Source organism: Bradyrhizobium dasycarpum, assembly GCF_042019905.1.
Taxonomy (GTDB): domain Bacteria; phylum Pseudomonadota; class Alphaproteobacteria; order Rhizobiales; family Xanthobacteraceae; genus Bradyrhizobium; species Bradyrhizobium japonicum_B.
The window spans coordinates 460,720-479,585 of sequence record NZ_CP169574.1 but is presented as its reverse complement, the minus strand read 5'-3'; the positions used below and the strand labels follow the sequence as shown (position 1 = coordinate 479,585).

The 18,866-nt window shown below is 64.9% G+C and carries 21 protein-coding genes and 1 pseudogene; 14 read left to right on the top strand and 8 right to left on the bottom strand.

All coding sequences use genetic code 11. The features are described from left to right. Positions 1-3 precede the first annotated feature (3 nt). Positions 4-744 (top strand): metallophosphoesterase family protein, encoded by a 741-nt coding sequence (locus ACETMP_RS02330; protein ID WP_375159757.1) that lies wholly within the window; start codon positions 4-6, stop codon positions 742-744. A 23-nt stretch (positions 745-767) separates the two neighbouring features. Here the strand turns inward: ACETMP_RS02330 and ACETMP_RS02325 are convergent, their stop codons facing one another. Both ACETMP_RS02325 and ACETMP_RS02320 read right to left on the bottom strand, forming a co-directional pair. After that, a complete protein-coding gene (locus ACETMP_RS02325; protein ID WP_375159756.1) occupies positions 768-1,190 on the bottom strand; it encodes a VOC family protein in 423 nt (140 codons plus the stop codon). Between the two features lie 142 nt (positions 1,191-1,332). Continuing rightward, the gene (locus tag ACETMP_RS02320; protein WP_375159755.1) at positions 1,333-2,484 is read right to left on the bottom strand and encodes a zinc-binding dehydrogenase; all 1,152 of its coding nucleotides are present in this window, start codon (positions 2,482-2,484) and stop codon (positions 1,333-1,335) included. Positions 2,485-2,667: 183 nt separating this feature from the next. Between ACETMP_RS02320 and ACETMP_RS02315 the strand changes: the two genes are divergently transcribed. The 3 genes from ACETMP_RS02315 (at position 2,668) to ACETMP_RS02305 (ending at position 4,988) form a co-directional block, all read left to right on the top strand. After that, positions 2,668-3,147, top strand: coding sequence for a GNAT family N-acetyltransferase (locus ACETMP_RS02315; protein ID WP_375159754.1), 480 nt, complete (start codon positions 2,668-2,670; stop codon positions 3,145-3,147). A 271-nt stretch (positions 3,148-3,418) separates the two neighbouring features. Beyond that, positions 3,419-4,030 (top strand): PilZ domain-containing protein, encoded by a 612-nt coding sequence (locus tag ACETMP_RS02310; RefSeq protein WP_375159753.1) that lies wholly within the window; start codon positions 3,419-3,421, stop codon positions 4,028-4,030. Between the two features lie 331 nt (positions 4,031-4,361). Continuing rightward, positions 4,362-4,988, top strand: coding sequence for a transglutaminase-like cysteine peptidase (locus ACETMP_RS02305; RefSeq protein ID WP_375159752.1), 627 nt, complete (start codon positions 4,362-4,364; stop codon positions 4,986-4,988). A gap of 118 nt (positions 4,989-5,106) precedes the next feature. On the opposite strand, the gene ACETMP_RS02300 is transcribed toward ACETMP_RS02305, so the two are convergent. Continuing rightward, on the bottom strand, positions 5,107-6,654 hold the full coding sequence (locus tag ACETMP_RS02300; protein WP_375159751.1) for an FAD-dependent oxidoreductase: 1,548 nt from the start codon (positions 6,652-6,654) through the stop codon (positions 5,107-5,109). A gap of 132 nt (positions 6,655-6,786) precedes the next feature. Between ACETMP_RS02300 and ACETMP_RS02295 the strand changes: the two genes are divergently transcribed. Continuing rightward, positions 6,787-7,008 carry a hypothetical protein gene (locus ACETMP_RS02295; protein WP_375159750.1) on the top strand — a complete coding sequence of 74 codons (222 nt, stop codon included), beginning with the start codon at positions 6,787-6,789 and terminating at the stop codon, positions 7,006-7,008. Between the two features lie 49 nt (positions 7,009-7,057). On the opposite strand, the gene ACETMP_RS02290 is transcribed toward ACETMP_RS02295, so the two are convergent. Beyond that, positions 7,058-7,765 (bottom strand): GntR family transcriptional regulator, encoded by a 708-nt coding sequence (locus tag ACETMP_RS02290; protein ID WP_375159749.1) that lies wholly within the window; start codon positions 7,763-7,765, stop codon positions 7,058-7,060. Positions 7,766-8,033: 268 nt separating this feature from the next. Here ACETMP_RS02290 and ACETMP_RS02285 point away from each other — a divergent pair, with 268 nt between their 5' ends. The 6 genes and pseudogenes from ACETMP_RS02285 to ACETMP_RS02260 all read left to right on the top strand — a co-directional run bounded on the left by ACETMP_RS02285 (position 8,034) and on the right by ACETMP_RS02260 (position 13,632). Beyond that, the gene (locus ACETMP_RS02285) at positions 8,034-9,020 is read left to right on the top strand and encodes an ABC transporter ATP-binding protein (protein ID WP_375159748.1); all 987 of its coding nucleotides are present in this window, start codon (positions 8,034-8,036) and stop codon (positions 9,018-9,020) included. A gap of 41 nt (positions 9,021-9,061) precedes the next feature. Then, positions 9,062-10,351: a PotD/PotF family extracellular solute-binding protein gene (locus tag ACETMP_RS02280; protein WP_375159747.1), complete on the top strand. Its 1,290-nt coding sequence runs from the start codon at positions 9,062-9,064 to the stop codon at positions 10,349-10,351. 62 nt (positions 10,352-10,413) lie between these two features. Then, the gene (locus ACETMP_RS02275; protein ID WP_375161821.1) at positions 10,414-11,310 is read left to right on the top strand and encodes an ABC transporter permease; all 897 of its coding nucleotides are present in this window, start codon (positions 10,414-10,416) and stop codon (positions 11,308-11,310) included. A gap of 3 nt (positions 11,311-11,313) precedes the next feature. Then, positions 11,314-12,192, top strand: a complete 879-nt coding sequence (locus tag ACETMP_RS02270) for an ABC transporter permease (protein ID WP_375159746.1) — start codon at positions 11,314-11,316, stop codon at positions 12,190-12,192. Between the two features lie 33 nt (positions 12,193-12,225). Next, positions 12,226-12,958 (top strand): annotated as a pseudogene (locus ACETMP_RS02265) (aspartate/glutamate racemase family protein). A gap of 179 nt (positions 12,959-13,137) precedes the next feature. Next, positions 13,138-13,632 (top strand): hypothetical protein, encoded by a 495-nt coding sequence (locus tag ACETMP_RS02260; protein WP_375159745.1) that lies wholly within the window; start codon positions 13,138-13,140, stop codon positions 13,630-13,632. A 189-nt stretch (positions 13,633-13,821) separates the two neighbouring features. Here ACETMP_RS02260 and ACETMP_RS02255 read toward each other — a convergent pair whose 3' ends face one another. Both ACETMP_RS02255 and ACETMP_RS02250 read right to left on the bottom strand, forming a co-directional pair. After that, positions 13,822-14,175, bottom strand: coding sequence for a hypothetical protein (locus tag ACETMP_RS02255; protein WP_375159744.1), 354 nt, complete (start codon positions 14,173-14,175; stop codon positions 13,822-13,824). Between the two features lie 103 nt (positions 14,176-14,278). Continuing rightward, complete coding sequence (locus ACETMP_RS02250; RefSeq protein WP_375159743.1) at positions 14,279-14,590, bottom strand: hypothetical protein; 312 nt, start codon at positions 14,588-14,590, stop codon at positions 14,279-14,281. Positions 14,591-14,685: 95 nt separating this feature from the next. On the opposite strand from ACETMP_RS02250, the gene ACETMP_RS02245 reads away from it, so the two are divergent. Continuing rightward, positions 14,686-14,850 (top strand): hypothetical protein, encoded by a 165-nt coding sequence (locus tag ACETMP_RS02245; RefSeq protein ID WP_375159742.1) that lies wholly within the window; start codon positions 14,686-14,688, stop codon positions 14,848-14,850. Here the strand turns inward: ACETMP_RS02245 and ACETMP_RS02240 are convergent. Then, entirely contained in the window at positions 14,847-15,377 is a 531-nt protein-coding gene (locus ACETMP_RS02240; protein ID WP_375159741.1) for a gamma carbonic anhydrase family protein, read from the bottom strand. The genes ACETMP_RS02245 and ACETMP_RS02240 overlap by 4 nt on opposite strands. Positions 15,378-15,464: 87 nt before the next feature. Continuing rightward, the gene (locus ACETMP_RS02235) at positions 15,465-15,794 is read right to left on the bottom strand and encodes a DUF6949 family protein (RefSeq protein ID WP_028137247.1); all 330 of its coding nucleotides are present in this window, start codon (positions 15,792-15,794) and stop codon (positions 15,465-15,467) included. A 222-nt stretch (positions 15,795-16,016) separates the two neighbouring features. Between ACETMP_RS02235 and ACETMP_RS02230 the strand changes: the two genes are divergently transcribed. Continuing rightward, positions 16,017-16,724 carry a hypothetical protein gene (locus ACETMP_RS02230; protein ID WP_375159740.1) on the top strand — a complete coding sequence of 236 codons (708 nt, stop codon included), beginning with the start codon at positions 16,017-16,019 and terminating at the stop codon, positions 16,722-16,724. Positions 16,725-17,045: 321 nt separating this feature from the next. After that, complete coding sequence (locus ACETMP_RS02225) at positions 17,046-18,863, top strand: caspase domain-containing protein (RefSeq protein ID WP_375159739.1); 1,818 nt, start codon at positions 17,046-17,048, stop codon at positions 18,861-18,863. Positions 18,864-18,866: the final 3 nt, after the last annotated feature.

The window sequence follows — 18,866 nt, the reverse complement described above, 5'->3', positions numbered from 1 at the left end:
ACGATGCGATTGGCAGTCATTTCCGATATCCACGGCAATCTTGCCGCGTTGGAGGCCGTGCTGGCCGACATCAAGGGGCGTGGCGTCGATCGTATCGTCAACCTCGGCGATTGCGTCACCAGTCCGTTGTGGCCGAAGGAGACTTTCGAAGCCCTGCAATCGCTGTCGTTGCCGACCGTGCGCGGCAACCATGACCGCTGGATCGAGGAGTTTGCGGACGACAAGCTCTCGCCGGCCGGCCTGTTTGCCCGCAACGCATTGACCGCGGAGCAGCGCCGGGCGCTGCACAGCCTGCCCTCCCAGCTACGTCTGGACGAGGCAATCCTGGCCTGCCATGGCACGCCGGAGAACGACACGACGTGCCTGCTGGAGGAATCGCTCGACGACGGCCGCTTTGTACCGGCACGCCGCGACGTCCTGGAGGCACGCCTCGCGAGCGAACCGGCGGCGCGCGTGGTGCTGTGCGGTCATAGCCACCGCCAGGCGGTCGTTCAGGGTCCCGGCGACCGCCTGGTCCTCAACCCGGGAAGCGTTGGCTGCCCGGTCTTCGCAGACCTTCCCATCGCCGCAAAACTCGAACACCGCTCGCCTCACGCCCGCTACGCGATCCTCACGAACAGAAACAAGCGCTGGCAGGCCGAGCTGCTGGCCCTCGAATACGACTGGGACGCCGCCTCGGCGCGCGCACTCGCCAACAACCGCCCGGACTGGGCGCAGGCCGTGCTGACCGGGAGCGTCGAATAGAGGCTCCGCTGAGCGCGCAGCGCTCAGATCTCCGCATAGACCTCCAGCAGATTGCCATCGGGATCGCGGAAGAACAGCGTGCGGTGTCCGAAGGACTGGTTCGTCGGCGGCGATACCAGCGCAACGCCCTGCCGCACCAGCTCGTCGGCGCATGCATCGACCTCGGCCGCGGACACCCTGAACGCCAGTTGCAGCGCGGCGCTGCCGGTCGGGATCGGCGCATCAGCGGCAGTACGGCTCGGCCGTGCCAGCGCCAGCGTGTTGCTGCCGAGGCCGTACTCGATCCAGCCCGGCGAAAGCTCGCGCGAGAGCGGGAAGGCGAGGACGTCCTCATAGAAGCGCCGCATCGCCACCATGTCGCGCACGAAGATGACGGTGTAGTCGATCGCGCGGATGGCGTGGAAGGGGGAGTGGGCGTGCTGGCTTGGTGTCTGCGGGTCTGTCATTTCGTCCTTGATCCAAACTCCGACTCGTAGCCCGTATGGAGCGTAGCGGAATACGGGGAGTTGCGGGCGAAAATCCGGATTGCGCTTCGCTCCATCCGCGCTACAAGACTCCCAAAATATCGTGAGGCGCGGGCGGCATTGTTTATTCCACCAGCTCCGGCCACGGCACGATGGTCGACTTCACCGTCTTCATCGCCATCGCGTCCTTCACGGCCTGCGCGACGCCTTCTTCCGTGAACGGATAGATCGTCTGCATCTTCAGCCATGGATACTTGTCTCGTGTGCGGTACAGCATGTCGACGCCGAGCGGCAGGTCGTTGCCGGTAAAGCCCCAGGAACCGAGCACGTTGAGGTCCTTGGTGCAGATGCGGTGCCAGGAGGTGTCGATCGAGCCGGCGTCGGTGAACTGGCCCATCTCGACATAGGTGCCGCCGTCGCGCAGCATCTCGATGCCTTCGGGGCCCGCGGTCGGATGACCCGAGCAGTCCATCACGAGATCGGCGCCGAAGCCGCCGACGATTTTCCGCACGCGATCGATGCGCTGCTGCGGCGACGTCAGCTCCTCGATGTTCACGGTCGCCTCCGCGCCGAACTCGCGCGCGAGCTTGAGCCGCGGCTCCTCCGGCGCGCCGACGCAGATCACGCGCCCTGCCCCCATCTCCCTGGCGGCCGCGACCGCGAGAATGCCGATTGGGCCCGAGCCCTGGATCACCACCGTATCGCCCCAGGAAAATCCGCCGGCACGGCTGGCGCGGTTGAAGGCGCGGATGCAGGAGGTCAGCGGCTCCGACAGCGCCCCGAGCCGCAACGACATGTCGTCGGGCAGCTTGTAGATCTTGGTGCCCGGCAGCATCTCGAGATCGACATAGACATATTCGGCCCAGCCGCCCCACATATGCGGCGCCTTGTCGAAGCCGAGATAGCGGCCGTAATAGACCGGCGTCAGGCACTTGTTCGCTACTTGCGGATAATGGATGCAGTAATAGCAATGGCCGCAGGGCATCAGCGGCGGGATCATCACCTTCGAGCCGACGGTCAGCGGCTTGCTCATGAAGTCCTCGGTGAACTCCTCACCGCATTCGACGATCACACCGCCGAGCTCATGCCCGAGCGTGAACGGCCACGGCAGCGGCTTCGGCCAATGTCCTTTCAGGATATGCAGATCGGTGCCGCAGACGCCGCAAGCGCCGACCTTGATCAGCGCGGCCTTCCTGCCGACCTTCGGCCACGGCACGGTGCGGATGACGGGCTCCGAGCCGGGACCTGCGTGGGTGCAGACGCGGATCTGTTGCATGGCTGCTTCCTCGTTGCCCGTCTGTTATGATTGATGGCTGCGGGCTGATCCGAAGCGTATGTGAGATGCGCCGTCATGCCAAGCGGACGGTCTCGTAGCCCGCATGGAGCGAAGCGTAATGCGGGAACGCCTTTTCCCGGATTTCGCTGCGCTCCATCCGGGCACGGATCGAGGACAATGCCAATGCTGCGCGACTATCAGCCGGCGGATACCGAAGCCATCACACGCGTCGCGCTGGCCGCATTCGCCGAGTTCGAGCCGCATTTTTCCGACTGGCCCCTGTTCGCGGCCAACGTCGCGAGAATGCCGGAGCTTGCCAAGACCGGCGAGATCATAGTTGCCGAGGACAGCGGCCATATCGTCGGCGCTGTCGCCTATATGGGTCCGAAAGCGACGAAGCCGGCCTTCTTCGAGCCGGCCTGGCCGGTCATTCGCATGCTGGTGGTCGATCCGGCCATTCGCGGCAAAGGGGTTGGGCGGCAATTGACCGAGGAATGCCTACGCCGCGCTGAGCGCGACCAAGCATCGGTCATCTCGCTACACACGACCTCGATCATGACCGTCGCGCTACCGATGTATCTGCGCATGGAATTCGTGAAAGTGCAGGATGCGCCGGATATTCTGGGCGTGCCGTATGGGGTGTATGTGAAGGCGCTTGGATAGTCTTGTAGCCCGCTGCCACAAACACCGCCGTCATCTCTGCGCAACCGCGAACCGACCGTGGCTGGAGGCGCGCAAGAGCGCGCACCTGCTGGCAATGCCGGTCGGACTGCAGCGGCGGGCGACGAAGCCGGCTTGAGCAGCCTTTAGGGTGTGGCTCTTCGAGCGCATTGTTTCCGGCCGTAAACCGATACGCCCAATCCTAACGCGGCATTAACCCTGTGCACCTTAGGGTCGTCCCGGACTCCGCCCGGGCGGGGGTCGGGTGTTGAAAATGGCGTTGGCGAACAAAAAATTTCTTCCGGCCGCCGAGGAGCGTCGGCGCTTCCAGCGGGTGAAGGTGCACCTGCTCGGCCGCTACATGCTGCCCGACCGCCGGGAATTCCCCTGCCAGGTGATCAACATGTCGCCCGGCGGGCTCGCGCTGCTCGCCCCCGGCATCGGCAATGTCGGCGACCGCGTGGTCGCCTATCTCGACCATATCGGCCGCGTTGAAGGCAAGATCACCCGCATCATCGACAACGGCTTCGCCATGACGATCAGGGCGACGCCGCGCAAGCGCGACAAGCTCGCAGCGCAGCTGACCTGGCTCGCCAACCGCGACATCCTCAACCTGCCGGAGGACCGCCGTCACGACCGTATCGTGCCGCGCAACCCGATTGCGGTGCTGACGCTCGAGGACGGCACCAAGATGACCTGCCGCATCATCGACCTCTCGCTGTCGGGTGCCGCCATTGCCGCGGAGAACCGGCCGCCGCTGAAATCGACGGTCCTGCTCGGCCGGGTCCAGGGCCGCGTGGTCCGAAACCTCGAAGACGGCTTCGCGCTGGAGTTCCTGCACGAGCAGCCGATCGAGACACTCGAAGAGAGCGTTACCGCGCGGTAAAGCGCCAGCGCGGCAAAACCCCGTAATTTCCAGCCCTGAAGGCGGCCTCCGCAATGCGGACGCCGCCTTTTTCATGCATCGTGACGGCGCCAGGGCGGGTTAACGCGCGGCCCGTTTGCAGATGGAAACGGCGGTTCCGCCAGTGTTTCCGCGTTAATCGATAAAATTTGAATCAATTGCAGTTGTTTCAAATTTTATGAGAATTCGATTCAAGTATAGATCGAATTCGCCGCAGGTTTTACTTGCATTCGTCTCGACTTGACTTGGTCGACTTAGCGGCAACGCAAAAGCTCCATGCGAAATGTGGTCCCAACAAGAAACGGGGGCCGCAATGTTTGACTTCAGGGGACAGGGAAAAGGGCTGGCGCTGGCCGCCATGCTCTTCGGGATCAGCGCGGCAGCGCAGGCCGGCGAAGGCCGTCTGCTCTACGCGAGCCTCGGTGACACCACGCGTGCACCGATCGGCTGGGTCGAATTCTGTGCGGACAACACCGCCCAGTGCCAGGGCGCACCGGCGCAGCCGCGCGACATCGTGATGTCGCAGGGCGCATGGCGCGACCTCGTCAAGGTCAATCGCTGGGTCAACGAGACCGTCAAGCCTTTGACCGACCAGGAGCACTGGGGCGTGATCGAGAAGTGGTCGCTGCCATCGGACGGTTACGGCGACTGTGAAGACTACGTGCTGTTAAAGCGCAAGATGCTGATCGATGCCGGATGGCCGCGCCAGGCCCTGCTCATCACCGTCGTGCGCGACAAGAAAGGCGAAGGACACGCGGTGCTGACGGTGAAGACCGACAAGGGCGAGTTCGTTCTCGACAATCAGAACGAGAACGTCGTTGCCTGGACCGAGACCGGCTACCGCTTCGTCAAGCGTCAGTCGCAGAGCGATCCCAACGTCTGGGTCTCGCTCGGCGATACCAAGCCGGCGGTCTCCACCGCCAGCGCGAAGGATCAGTAGGAACGAGACAACGAGTTACGCGGCCCGGTCACATCCCCACCCCTCCCCGTCCCAGACCGGTTCGCGCGCGGCCAGCCATCCCCCAATGGCTGGCCGCAACTTTTTGAAGGGCTGCGCGTCACTCCGCCGCTTCAAGATTGGCCGGCTTCTCGATATCGCCCAGCGGCGACACCGCCGGACCATTGAGCGCCGTGCCGTCCGGTGCGAACTGAGAGCCGTGACACGGGCAATCCCAGCACTGCTCCAGCGAATTCCAGTGCACCACGCAGCCGAGATGGGTGCAGCTCGCCGAGTGCAGGTGCAGACGTCCGTTGCGGTCCCGACAGGCGGCAATCTTCTTCAGCCCGCTCCGGACGAGACGGCCCTCGCCCAGCCGCAGACGCTCGACGCTCGCAATCTCGCTCGCCGCCAGATATTCCGCAAAGTTCTTCAGCGGCGTGATGTTCTCACTGATGAACTCGCCAATGTTCTTCTGAATCTTTCGCGACGGGGCGTAGATCTCTTCCCAAGGGCTCGCGCCCGTCGTGATCAGATCCGTCACCAAAAGGCCGGCGACGAGCCCGTTCGTGATCCCCTGCCCGGAATCGCCGCTGATGATGAAGACATGCTCCTCGCCGGGGCTACGGCCGATGAAGCCGACGAAATCGACCGGCTCCAGCACCTGGCCGGACCATCGATGCGTGACGTCGCCCAGGCCCGGCAATCGCTCCCGCGCCCAGCGCTCGAGCATATCCAGGCGCTGTGCGCCGTCGTTCGCTTCACCCGACTTATGGTCCTCGCCGCCGACGATGATCAGATCCTCGTCGGCAGAAAAAGGCTGGAGGCGTACGTAATGATAGGGATCGAGCGTATCCCAATAGAGCGCATCCTCCAGCGTGCCGGACGCGATCTTGGCGGCGAGCGCATAGGTGCGGTAAGGCGCCTGCTTGGAGTGGATCGCCACCTGCACATTGACCGGCGAGTTTGTCGCCACCACCACGTCGGCGGCGTGGATCTCGTGGCCAGAGGCGGTCGTCACGACCATCTCGCCATGGCGCTGATCGATGCTCTCGACGCAGGTGTCGGCATAGAGCTTCGCGCCCCGGCGCTCCAATGCGCTCGCCAGACCGGCGAGATATTTGGTCGGGTGCAGGCGTGCCTGGCGCGGAAAACGGAGCGAACGCACCTCGCCCCCAACATGGAATGGGGTTGGATCGGCGCAGTTTTCGACGGGAATCCCGAGCTTGCGGCAGCAGTCCAATTCGCTGTCCAGGTCGGATGCCGACGTTTCGGGTGCGAGCACCCAATAACCATCGAGCCGTCGAAAGTCGCAATCGATGTGCTCGACTCGCTGGACAGTCTCGGCACGATCGATTGCGGCAGCGACGCTCTGATAGAGGCGCCGCGCACAGTCGAGCCCGCGGACCTTCACCAAGGCGTCGTAACCATCGTCGAGTGCCGTGGCCAGGTGCGCGGTGGTGCGCGCCGTCATCCCGCTGCCGATGCTGCCGCGGTCCAGCACCACGACTGAGCGTCCATGGCAGGCCAGCTCATAGGCGACCGATAGCCCGGCAATTCCGGAGCCGATGACGACGACATCCGCGCCGACCGTCCCCGACAATGCCGGTGCCTCCGCGACCGAAACATCCATCCAGGGCGATCGGGTGTGCTCATCCCGTACGTTCATGACACCGCCTCCTCACGCACGAACAAAACGACGCGACAACATCAGGGTTCCTCTCGGGCAGCCGGCGAAGAGAAATCCCGTTGGGGACGGCGTCGACTTAGGAACCTTGGGCGCGCTCGCGGTTGAACCGGCATGACAGATCCATCACCCGGGATGCGCAGGGCATTGCGGCATGCCCAATTGTACGGCCACCTCCTCGTCAGAAATGACAGGCTGTATTACCCAGGCGGCAACCATCCGATCTGCTCGGTGCAGCTGGCACGGGAGATGGTCAGGTCAGGATGGATGACGAAGCAGGACGGCGACTACCAGATCACCCCGGACGGGCAGCTCGCCGCAGAACGCAGTCACTGACGCCGGACCGCGGTCCTGGCTGCGATGTCACGCCGCCTGCGATCGGCGCTCACGCACCAAGCACGTCCGCAAGCCGCAGCTCGTCGGCAACGGGATCTTTCAGGAACAGCTCGGCTTCGATCTCGTCCAGGTGCGACAGCATCTGCGCGCGCGCGGCCTGCTTGTCGCGCTTGCGAATGGCGGCAACGATGCCTGCGTGATGCTGGGTGCCGCAGGCCGGCGTGTCGTGGCGGCGATAGAGCAGAATGATGAGCGAGGAGCGCGCGATCAGCTCCTTCAGGAAGCCGAGATAGATGCTGTGCCCGCTCATCTCGGCGACGAGACGGTGAAACTCCCCGGAGAGCCGGACCGAGGCTCGGGCATCGCCGCGCAGCTCGGCCTCGCGTTCCTCGGCAAGATGCCGCTGGAGGCGATCGATCCAGTCCGGCGTCACCGCATCGACGGCGTGATCGACGATGGTGGGCTCGATCAGGCGGCGCGCCTCGAACACTTCGCGGGCATCGGCCGGCGTCGGCCGCGCGACGAAGGCGCCACGGTTCTTCTCGATGCTGACGATGCCCTCGTGCGCGAGCTGCTGAAGCGCGGTGCGGACCAGCGTGCGGCTCGCGCCGTAGATCTCGCCGAGCTCGTCCTCGCCGAGCTTGGTGCCCGGCAGCAGGCGGTGCTCGAGGATCGCGGCGGTCACACCCTCCCGGATGCGGCTGACGCGATCGTTCGCATCGGGCGCGTCGGATTTGGGGCGGGGCTTGGCGGCCATGAGTTCGAGGTTGGGCTTGAGGGCTCGATCGACGACGTTCGCTCGCGAATGTTAGTCGACGAGCTGTATGCAATCACAGGCGAAAGTTTATACAATCCTCGCCCGTTTTGTGTGCAGATGGCTGCGTCCAGGACGGGCGGGACAGCGGCGCCGAATTCGATCTAACGATCTGACTCCGCTGCACAGTTTCGCAATTCGGCCGGCAAGGCGGCGATTGGCACGGACCTTGCGGAGAGAGCGGCAAGCACCGCCCCTCCTTGGACACGCCATGGCCACTCCCGCCGCCCTCGAACTGGTCGCCGTCACCAAGCGCTATGACACAACGCTGGCGGTCGACACCGTCAATCTGAAGATCCCGGCCGGCACCTATTGCTGCCTGCTCGGCCCGTCCGGCTGCGGCAAGACCTCGACCTTGCGCATGATCGCGGGCCACGAGGCCGTCAGCGAGGGCGACATCATCCTGGGCAGCCAGAACGTCACCGACCTGCCACCGGCCGAGCGCGGCACCGCGATGATGTTCCAGTCCTACGCGCTGTTTCCGCATCTTACCGTGCTCGACAACGTCGCCTTTGCCCTGAAGATGCGCGGCATCGACAAGCCGACGCGCCACAAGCGCGCCGGCGAGTTGCTGGAGCTTGTGGCGATGAGCCAATATGCCGGCCGGCTGCCGGCGCAGCTCTCCGGCGGCCAGCAGCAGCGCGTCGCGCTGGCCCGCGCGCTGATCACCGAGCCGCAGATTCTCCTGCTCGACGAGCCGCTGTCCGCACTCGATCCGTTCCTGAGGGTGAGGATGCGCGGCGAGCTGAAGCGATTGCAGCGCGAGCTCGGCATCAGCTTCATCCAGGTCACCCACGGCCAGGAAGAGGCGATGGCGCTCGCCGACCACATCGTGGTGATGAACCACGGGCGGATCGAGCAGCAGGGCACGGCCCGTGACATCTTCCACCATCCCCGCACCGAATTCGTGGCGCGCTTCATCGGCGGCCACAACGTGCTCAGCGACGCCGGCAAGCTCATCGCCGTGCGCGCCGATCAGCTCGGCATCGCGCCGTTTACTGACGGCGCGTTCGGCGCGCCGGCGCTGCTGACCCAGACCGAGTACCAGGGCTCCTACATCGCCGTCTCGCTCACGCTCGACGACGGCACCGCCCTGTTCTCCCACCTTCCCGAGGCCGCCTTCGACGTCCACCCGTTCCGTCCGGGCGATCGCGTGCTGGCCACCTGGGATCCCGCCAAGGCGCAACCCCTGCAATAGCGCCGATCAATCACCGGAATGCGCAACAGAGGAGTGACGACATGACCGAGACCACCAGGACGACCGGCGTCAGCCGCCGCACGCTGCTCAAGGGCACCGCAAGTCTCGCCGGCCTCGCCGCCGGCTCCGGCGCCATCACCGGCTTTCCCTATGTGAAGTCGGCCGACGCCAAGGTGCTGCGCTATCTCGGCACCGCCGTGAACGAGGGCGACGACATCGCCAAGCAGTGCCTGAAGGACACCGGCATCAAGCTCGAATACATCACCGCGACCACCGACGACGTCACCAAGCGCGTGATGACCCAGCCGAACTCCTTCGACGTGCTGGACACCGAATATTTCTCACTGAAGAAGATCGTGCCGTCGGGCAACATCCTCGCGCTCGACGCCAGGAAGATCAAACAGTTCGACAACATCACGCCTGTGTTCACCAAGGGCGAGACGCCCGGCGGCAAGAAGATCGGCGGCCAGGGCACGGCACCCTGGAAGGTGCTCTACCTCGAAGGCAAGGACTCCAAGAAGTTCGCGACGTCGGCGACCGAATTCGTGACGCTGATCCCGACCGTCTACAACGCCGACACGCTCGGCATCCGCCCCGACCTGATCAAGCGGCCGATCAATTCCTGGTCCGAGCTGCTCAACCCCGAGTTCAAGGGCAAGGCCTCGATCCTCAACATCCCCTCGATCGGCATCATGGACGCCGCGATGGTCGTGGAAGCCTCCGGCAAGTACAAATATGCCGACAAGGGCAACATGACCAAGGAAGAGATCGATCTCACCATGAAGGTCATGACCGAAGCCAAGAAGGCCGGCCAGTTCCGCGCCTTCTGGAAGGACTTCAACGAAAGCGTCAACCTGATGGCTTCGGGCGAGACCGTGATCCAGTCGATGTGGTCGCCGGCGGTGACCAAGGTGCGTTCGATGGGCATCCCCTGCACGTTCCAGCCGCTCAAGGAAGGCTATCGCTCCTGGGCCTCCGGCTTCTGCGTCTCCAAGGGAGTCTCGGGCGCGAAGCTCGAATGGGCCTATGAGTTCGTGAACTGGTTTCTATCCGGCTATGCCGGCGCCTATCTCAATCGCCAGGGCTATTACTCCGCCGTGCTCTCCACCGCGAAGGCGCATATGGAGCCCTACGAGTGGGCCTATTGGATGGAAGGCAAGCCGGCCGAGAAGGACATCAAGGCGCCCGACGGCTCGCTGCTCGAAAAGGCAGGCGCGGTGCGCGACGGCGGCTCCTACGAGGACCGCATGGGCGGCGTCGCCTGCTGGAACGCGGTGATGGACGAGAACGACTACATGGTCCGCAAGTGGAACGAGTTCATCGCGGCGTAGCGGACATGTCCGAAGAAGTCCTGCAACAGGCAGCCCCGGGCTTGATCCCGGGGTCGGGTACGATGCGCGCCGCCAAGCCGACGCGCCTGTCGCCGTCCTTCATCTCCTGGCTTCAGGCCGGGCCGATGATGCTGGTGTTTCTCGCCTTCTTCCTCATTCCGCTCGTCTTCGTCGTCATCGTCTCGTTCTGGGACTACAACGAATACCAGCTGCTGCCCACTTTCTCCGGCCGCGGCTACACCGACACGTTCGAGGGCTGCATCGCGCAACTCCCCGATCTCTGCACGATCGGCAAGACCTATCTGAAGACGCTGAAGCTGTGTTTCATGGTCTGGGCCATCACGCTGTTCATCGGCTTCTGGGTCGCCTATTTCCTCGCCTTCCACGTCAAGTCCAAGACCTGGCAGATGGGATTGTCGCTGCTCTGCACGATCCCGTTCTGGACCTCCAACGTGATCCGCATGATCGCCTGGATTCCACTGCTCGGGCGCAACGGCCTCGTCAACTCGGGCCTGATGAAGACGGGCCTGATCAACCATCCGATCGAATGGCTGCTGTTCTCCGAGTTCTCCGTCGTGCTGGCGCTGGTGCACCTCTTCACCTTCTTCATGGTGGTGCCGATCTTCAATTCGATGGTGCGCATCGACAAGTCGCTGATCGAGGCGGCCTATGATGCCGGCGCCAGCGGCTTCCAGACCCTCGTCAACGTGATCATTCCGCTGTCCAAGCCCGGCATCGTGATCGGCTCGATCTTCGTCATCACCATCGTGATGGGCGATTTCATCACCATCGGCGTGATGGGCGGCCAGCAGATCGCCGCCGCCGGCAAGATCATCGAGACGCGGGTGAATGCTCTGCAGTTCCCGGCCGCGGCAGCCAACGCCGTGATCCTGCTCGTCATCACCTTCCTGATCATCACCATGATGTCGCGCATCGTCGACATCAAGAAGGAGCTCTAGAGCATGACGGAAGGACGCCCGCGCTCGTTCTACGTGCTCGCGATCTTCTTCGCGGCCTATGTGCTGTTCCTCTACGGGCCGATGATCGCGATCTACGTGCTGTCGTTCCAGGGGCCGCAGGGCGGCCTCACCTTCCCGATGAACGGCGTGTCGACGTTCTGGATCGCAAAGCTGTTCCAGGGCACCGGCATCGTCGATCTCGGCGCGGCGTTCCGCCGCTCGCTGCTGCTCGGCATCATCGTGATGATCGTCACCGTCGTGCTGTCGGTCGCCGCCGGCATGGCCTTCCGCAGGAAGTTCAGGGCGCAGAGCATCCTGTTCTACTCGGCGATCGCCAGCCTGATCGTGCCCTCGATCATCACCTCGCTCGGCATCTCGCTTGAATTCCGCATCATCGACGACCTGATCAAGACGCATTGGAACGAGAATTTCGAGACCTCGATGGGCCTGCTCACCTCCGGGCTCGGCGCGCACCTGACTTGGACGCTGCCGTTCGGCCTGCTCATCATGTTCGCGATCTTCAACCGCTTCGACCCGCGGCTCGAGGAAGCCGCGCGCGATCTCGGCGCCACGCCATGGCAAACGTTCCGCCACGTGGTGCTGCCGATCATCCTGCCGTCGGTGATCGGAATCGGCCTGTTCGGCTTCACGCTGTCATGGGACGAGCTCGCCCGCTCCAGCCAGGCCATCGGCGCGGTGAACACGTTGCCGCTCGATCTCCAGGGCCTCACCACCACGGTGACGAACCCCGACATCTATGCGCTCGGCACCGTGATTTCGGCCGTCTCCTTCACGGTGATCGCCCTTGCGCTCGGCACCATCCACGTGCTCAACAAGCGGCAGGCGGCCAAGGGCTCGGACGCCGGCCAAGGACTCGTCTAACAACGCGCTGGTCTGAGGGACTTGTCTGATCCGATGCGGCTTCACGTCGTCAATCCCAACACCACGGCGTCGATGACGGCGAAGATCGCCGCTGCGGCGCGCAGCGTCGCCCTGCCCGGCACGGAGATCGACGCGCGGCAACCGACGATGGGCCCGGTCTCGATCGAGGGATTTTACGACGAGGCCTTCGCCGTCCCCGGCATGCTCGGCTGCATCCGCGAGGCCGACCGCGACGGTGCGGACGCGCACATCATCGCCTGCTTCGACGACACCGGCCTCGATGCCGCCCGCGCAGCCGCCAAAGCGCCGGCGATCGGCATCGGCGAGGCCGGCTTCCACATGGCGAGCCTGATCGCGGCGCGCTTTGCCGTGGTGACGACGCTCGGTGTGTCCGTCGTGCCGATCGAGCACAATCTGCGGAAATACGGCCTCGCCGATCGCTGTGCCCGCGTCCGCGCTGCCGAGGTGCCGGTGCTGGCGCCTCGAGGCGCGCAACAGCGATGCGCTGGCAAAAATCTCCGCGGAGATCGCGGCCGCGATCCGCGAGGACCGTGCGGAAGCCATCGTGCTCGGCTGCGCCGGCATGGCCGATCTCGCCGCCGAGCTCGCCGCCACGCACGACCTGCCCGTGGTCGACGGCGTCGTCGCCGCGGTGACGCTGGCGGAATCACTGGTGCGGCTGGGCCTGAAGACGTCCCGCCTCGGCCCCTATGCGGCGCCGCGCGCGAAGACTTATTCCGGACCGTTTTCGCCGTTTCAGCCTTGATTCCCCAGCCGAGGCGAAGCCTCGGAGGCGCCAAGGCCCGCTGATTGCTGGTTTTTTTGGCCTTTGGCCTCTTTTTGGTCCCATTCCTTGCCGACACGTAACGCTTTCGGGACGCCCCGGCCGCCTCTGGGCTGCCGGTCTTCGCCACTCACCAAGTTTCAATTTGGGTTTTGTCAGCGATGATCGATCTCGCCCGGGACACACCGTCCAACCCGCTGCTTCGCCTCGGCGCCCAGCCCATCGCGCTGACCGCCGCTGCGCTCCTGCTCCTGATCGCCGGCGTCACCTCGATCGCGATCTGGCGTGCCTATACCGGCGCCGCACCTGAGACAGACCGGGTGGTGGCATCGCGGCAGCTTCAGGCGCGGACCGCTCAGGCCTCCGAGCAGCTGGTCGAGAAGACCAAGGGGCTGGAGGCGACCCAGCAGGAATCGATCGACCAGCTCCAGGTGGTGCAGGATCAGCTCCAGACCATGAAGCGGCTGATGGCGGCGCAGCAGGCCGACACCAAGCGTCTGTCCGAGCAGGTGGCGTCGCTGAACGAGTCCATCGACGGCCTGCGGCAGTCGTTCGCCAGCGCGCGAGCCACCGACGTCGAAGCGCCCGCGGTTACCCGCAGGAAACCGGTGCGGCACCGCGTCCAGGCCAGCGCGCGCAAGCGCTCGCGCGGCTGAGCAACTCACGGCAGCGCCACTAATTTTCTCGACTTGTGAACTGGATCACATTCGCCCGTGTGATTCCGCGCGATGCTCCCGGTTACCGGATGGCGTGAGCCGATTTCAATGTCCGGGGCTGGCAAGGTCGTTGACGGTATACTGCGTCAACGGCCTTGTTTTTTCGTCGGTCATTCCTCGTCGAGGACGCTATTCGCAGACATCCACGCGGCGGATACGCCAGCCCGCGGGCGTCATGACGCGCTTCCGCGCGACGTAGCAGCCGCCATAACCATCATTGTAGCCGTAGCCGGTACCATAATAGTAGGGCCCGCCGTAATAGGGATAGCCGTAGCCGTAATAGCCGCCGTAGAGACCGGCACCGGCAATGCCCGCCCCGACTGCCAGTCCAGGCCAGAAGCCGCCGCCGCGCCAGTGGCCGCCATGGCTCCAGCCGCCATGACCCCAACCGCCATGCCGGAATCCACGCGCCTCGGCCGCCTGCGGCACTGATAGCCCGACCACTGCCACGGCCAGCGCCGCCATCATCATCCTGCGTAACATCACTCGATCCTCCGCGTGGACACGCTCCACGCTCAAAGCAGGATCAAGCTAACGTCATCAGGGCATTCCGGACAGCCACACTGCCTCACTTCCGCGCGAGCATTCAGCAGCCGCGGCAGATGCTCTTCAGCTTCTTGTCGAGCATGCGATTCTCGGCATTGACGGCGGCGTCCGTCGCGCCGCCAGTGGCGGCAGCGCCTCCGCCGCCGGGGCCGGACGATTGAGCCGTGCCGAGGCTGTTGGTGCCGGGCGGCGGCGCCGGCGAATTGGCGACACCTCCAGCCGACCCTGCGGCGCCACCGCTCGTGCCGCCAGAGCCGCCGGCCGCCTGCGCGAACGCGACGGCCGGCATCGCCGCAAGCGCGAGGATCAGGATCAGGGTTCTTGTCGAGACGGCTACAGGCGATGCGGCCATGGAGAATCTCCTTTACCGATCAACCGCCGCGGCGAAATCCGGTTCCGGAACAAATGCCCTCACCTCAGCTTGAAAGCTGAGGAGAAGAAAATCCGATGACCGATCGCGATCCTTTTGCAGAAGGCGAACGCGCCGCCCGAGAGAACATTCCGGCTGAAGCAAACCCCTATTCAGACGGCAGCGACGAACACGCGTTGTGGTCGGCGGGCCACGAGAAGATCGCAAGCGCCATGGAAGCGCGCGAGTCCGAAGGCGATTAACCGATCCGCTTCAGGCCCTGCTTGAAGCGCGGACCGTTGGCCGCGTAGAACTTCGCCGCGCTTCCCATCTTCTGCACCTGGGCATCGTCGAGCGTGCGGAGCACGCGCGCCGGCGAGCCGATGATCAGGGAACGTTCGGGAAATTCCTTGCCCTCGGTGATGACGGAACCGGCACCGACGATGCTGTTGCGGCCGATCCTGGCGCCGTTCATCACGATCGAGCCCATGCCGATGAGCGCGCCCTCCTCGATGCTGCAGCCGTGCAGGATGACGTTGTGGCCGACCGTGCAATTCCGGCCGACGACAAGCGGAAAGCCGAGATCGGTGTGGCAGGTCGAGCCGTCCTGCACATTGGCGCCCTCGCCGATCTCGATCCACTCATTGTCGCCGCGCAGCACGGCGCCGAACCAGACGCTCGCGCCCGGTTTGAGGCGCACCCGGCCGATCACGGTCGCGGTCTCCGCGATGAAATAATTGCCGTCGGCGGGAAGGTCGGGCGCCTGCCCGTCGAGCTCGTAGATCGCCATGGAGGTCTCCTGTCACGTCGCCCCAGCCATAGCGAAACGGCGGCGAAGAGGCAAAGGAACCGGCGCGCCGGGCGATCCGGCCGCGCGTCAGCCCAGAACGCCGGCCGCGCGCAGCGTCATCAGGAAGAAGGTGCCGCTCATCATGCTCCAGAACCCGGCGATGACGGTTGCCATCATCACGAACTCGGCGCGGCGGCTTTCCAGCCGCCTGCCGCGCAGCGTGTTGCGCATGATGATGAAGGGCGCGGCGAACACCAGGAACGGCACCGCCGCGAAGGTCTTCGGCGCGACGCCGTCCTGCAGCAGGCCGAAGCCCGCGGGACGCTGCGCCAGCGCCTGGTATCCGTTCACGAGCGCGCCCGCGAGCGCGAAGCCAATGCAGATCGCAAAAAACGTATTGAGAGCTTCAGGTGTCATCGGAACGGTCCGCCCTTACGCAACGCCACCGCCTTCCTCTGACAAAGAGTGCGGGTTAACGCTACATTATCCTTAAGGGAAGGTTAACGTCGCCGCCTGTTCCGCGCAGGGCGGCCTCCACTCCTCGCAGGTGCGGAACGCTGCGCGAAATCGCTGCCACATGGCATATTCGCCGCTGATTCGCCGGCCGGCGGCCGGCGTCCGGATCTCTTGCGCCAGCTTATGACGGTGTTTTCGGAAGCTCCCTTCAGGTCCCCCCGCACGCGCACCCGGGCCCATGTCGTCCCGATCGTGCTCGGCGGCCTTGCCGCGGCCGGCGCGGTCGCGCTGGTCGCCTATCTGCTGTGGCCGACCTGGGGCCCGCGCGGCGCGAACACGCCGGACAAGCTGCCGGTGAGCGTCGGCGGCACGCTGTTCAACCTGCCCGTGAACGCGATCCGCATGAAGATCCAGCGGCACTCCGGACCGCAGGAGCGCATCGATCTCGACTTCCTCTATCCCTCGCTGGAGCCGCCGGGCCCGCCGAAGCACGTCACCGCCGACACGGTGGAAGCGGCGGTGCGATCGATCGACCGCATCTTCCTGTCGATCGCGGCCCATCACGATGCGCTCTCGCCCGAGCAGCGCACGGCCACGATCTATCCGCGCTATCTCGACCCGGCCGCAGCCCAACCCGCGGACGGCCTGACCATGCGGATGTTCCGCAGCGAGACGCCCTACGGCAGCGAGGATCTCTATTCCGCGGCAAGCCCGGCGCTGACCGCGCGCTGCACCCGCGATGGGGCGACGCCGGGCATGTGCCTGTCCGAGCGCCGCATCGGCGGCGCCGACCTCACCTTCCGCTTCCCGCGTAGCTGGCTGTCGCACTGGCACGACGTGGCGGAGGCGATGGACCGGCTGACCGCGCAGCTGCGCGGGCCGAAGGGGTGAGCGCAGCCGGCTGCTCAGCCGTGAGATCGGCTGGCCTGATACCCCCAAAACAAAAATTGCGAAAACAACCCCATGCACCGTAGCCCGAGCATTGGCAGCATTAAGCATTTTCGTATTTTTCGAACGGCCGTTGACCCGACGGGCAAAACAGGGGCACAATGGCCTCATCAGAGGGGCGAATTGAATGATGCGGTTGCGCATCCTCCGCCGGCACCGGAGTTGCCCGGATCGCCGCACCGGTAGTGTGACTGATATCACTGATCATAATTTGCACTGGGGCATTGTGCGAATAATCTGACACTATTGCATTCGGGGGCTGGAATGCGGTTTCGGCTGTTTGTTTTGTTGATTGTTGCGAGCTGGTTCGGGACCGGCGCTGCGCTGGCCGAAAAGCGCGTCGCGCTCGTCATGGGCAACTCGGCCTACAGGAATGTGGCGAAGCTGGCCAACCCCGCGAACGATGCCGCGCTGGTCGGCGGCATGTTCAGGAAGGCCGGGTTCGACGCTGTGGACGTCAAGCTCGACCTGAACGTCGTCGACATGCGCAAGGCGCTGCGCGAGTTCGGGAGCAAGGCCCGCGAGGCCGATGTCGCTGTCATCTACTACGCCGGCCACGGCATCGAGCTCGACGGCACCAATTATCTGATCCCGACCGATGCCGCCCTGGAGACCGATACCGACGTTCTCGACGAGGCGTTCCCGCTCGACAGGGTGCTGTTTGCCATCGAGCCGGCCAAGCAATTGCGCCTCGTCATCCTGGACGCCTGCCGCGATAATCCGTTCGCCAAGACCATGAAGCGCACGGTGGCCTCGCGCGCCATCGGCCGCGGCCTCGCCAAGGTCGAGCCGACCAGCCCGAACACCATGGTCGCCTTCGCGGCCAAGGCCGGCTCGACCGCCTCGGACGGCGATGCCAAGAACAGCCCGTTCGCCACGGCTCTGGTCGAACGCCTGCCGATGCCGGGCCTGGACTTACGCAAGGCGTTCGGCTTCGTGCGCGACGACGTGCTCAAGACCACGGGCTACAAGCAGGAGCCCTATGTGTACGGCTCGCTCGGCGGCGATGACGTGCCGCTTGTTGCAGCGAAGCCGGTCGCCGCGGGGCCGCAGGCCAACCCGGACGCCGAAATCCGGCGCGACTACGAGCTGGCGCTTCAGCTGGGCACGCGTGACGGATGGACGGCCTTCCTCAACCGTTTTCCCAGCGGCTTCTACGCCGATCTCGCCAAAGGCCAGCTGAACAAGATCGCCGCCGAAGAAACCCGCGCCGCCGCCGCGGAAAAGGCCCGGCTGGCCGAGGAGGAGAAAGCCCGGCTCGCAGCCGATCGGGCCAAGAAAGCCGAGCAGGAGAAAGCCGCAGCGGCCGCCAAGGTGGCTGAGGACGCCAAGAAAGCGGCGGAGAAGACCAAGCAAATCGAGGAGGCCAAGGCCGCGGCTGCCGAGCAGCGCCGGAAGGAGGCCGAGGCCGCGGTGGCCAAGGCGCTCGCCGACAAGCAGGCCGCCGAGAAGGCGCTCGCCGACAGGCTGGCAAATGACACCAAGCAGGCGGCCGAACAGCGAACCACGGAGAAGCAGCAAGCTACCGAGACCACGCAGGTTGCCGCTGTCGCACCAACCTCATCGCCGCCGAGTCTGTCCCCCGCAGAGACGGCCAAGCTGGTTCAGTCCGAGTTGCGCCGCGTCGGCTGTCTGGCGGCCGCTGCCGACGGCGACTGGAATGCGTCGTCACAACGTTCGCTGACGCTGTTCAACAAATATGCGGGGACAAAGCTCGACGCCAAGCTCGCCAGCTTCGAGGCGCTCGACGCCATCAAGGCCAAGCCGGGCCGGGTCTGCCCCTTGGTGTGCGATCACGGCTTCAAGGCTGATGGCGACACTTGCGTGAAGATCGCCTGCCGCGCCGGCTATCGCGTCAATGACGACAACGAATGCGAGAAGGTGCAGGACAAGAAGCCGGTTGCGACGCGCGAACCAGCCAAGCCCCGGGACGACGATCGGAAGAAGGTTGAGGCTGCACCGTCGAAGCCGCAGGCGGCAGGTCAGGTTTTTTGCGACACCAGGGGCTGCAGACAGGTTCAAAAGGGCTGTCGGCTTGACATGGTGGTTGGGCAGTATTCGAGCCGCGAAGTCTGCAACTGACGA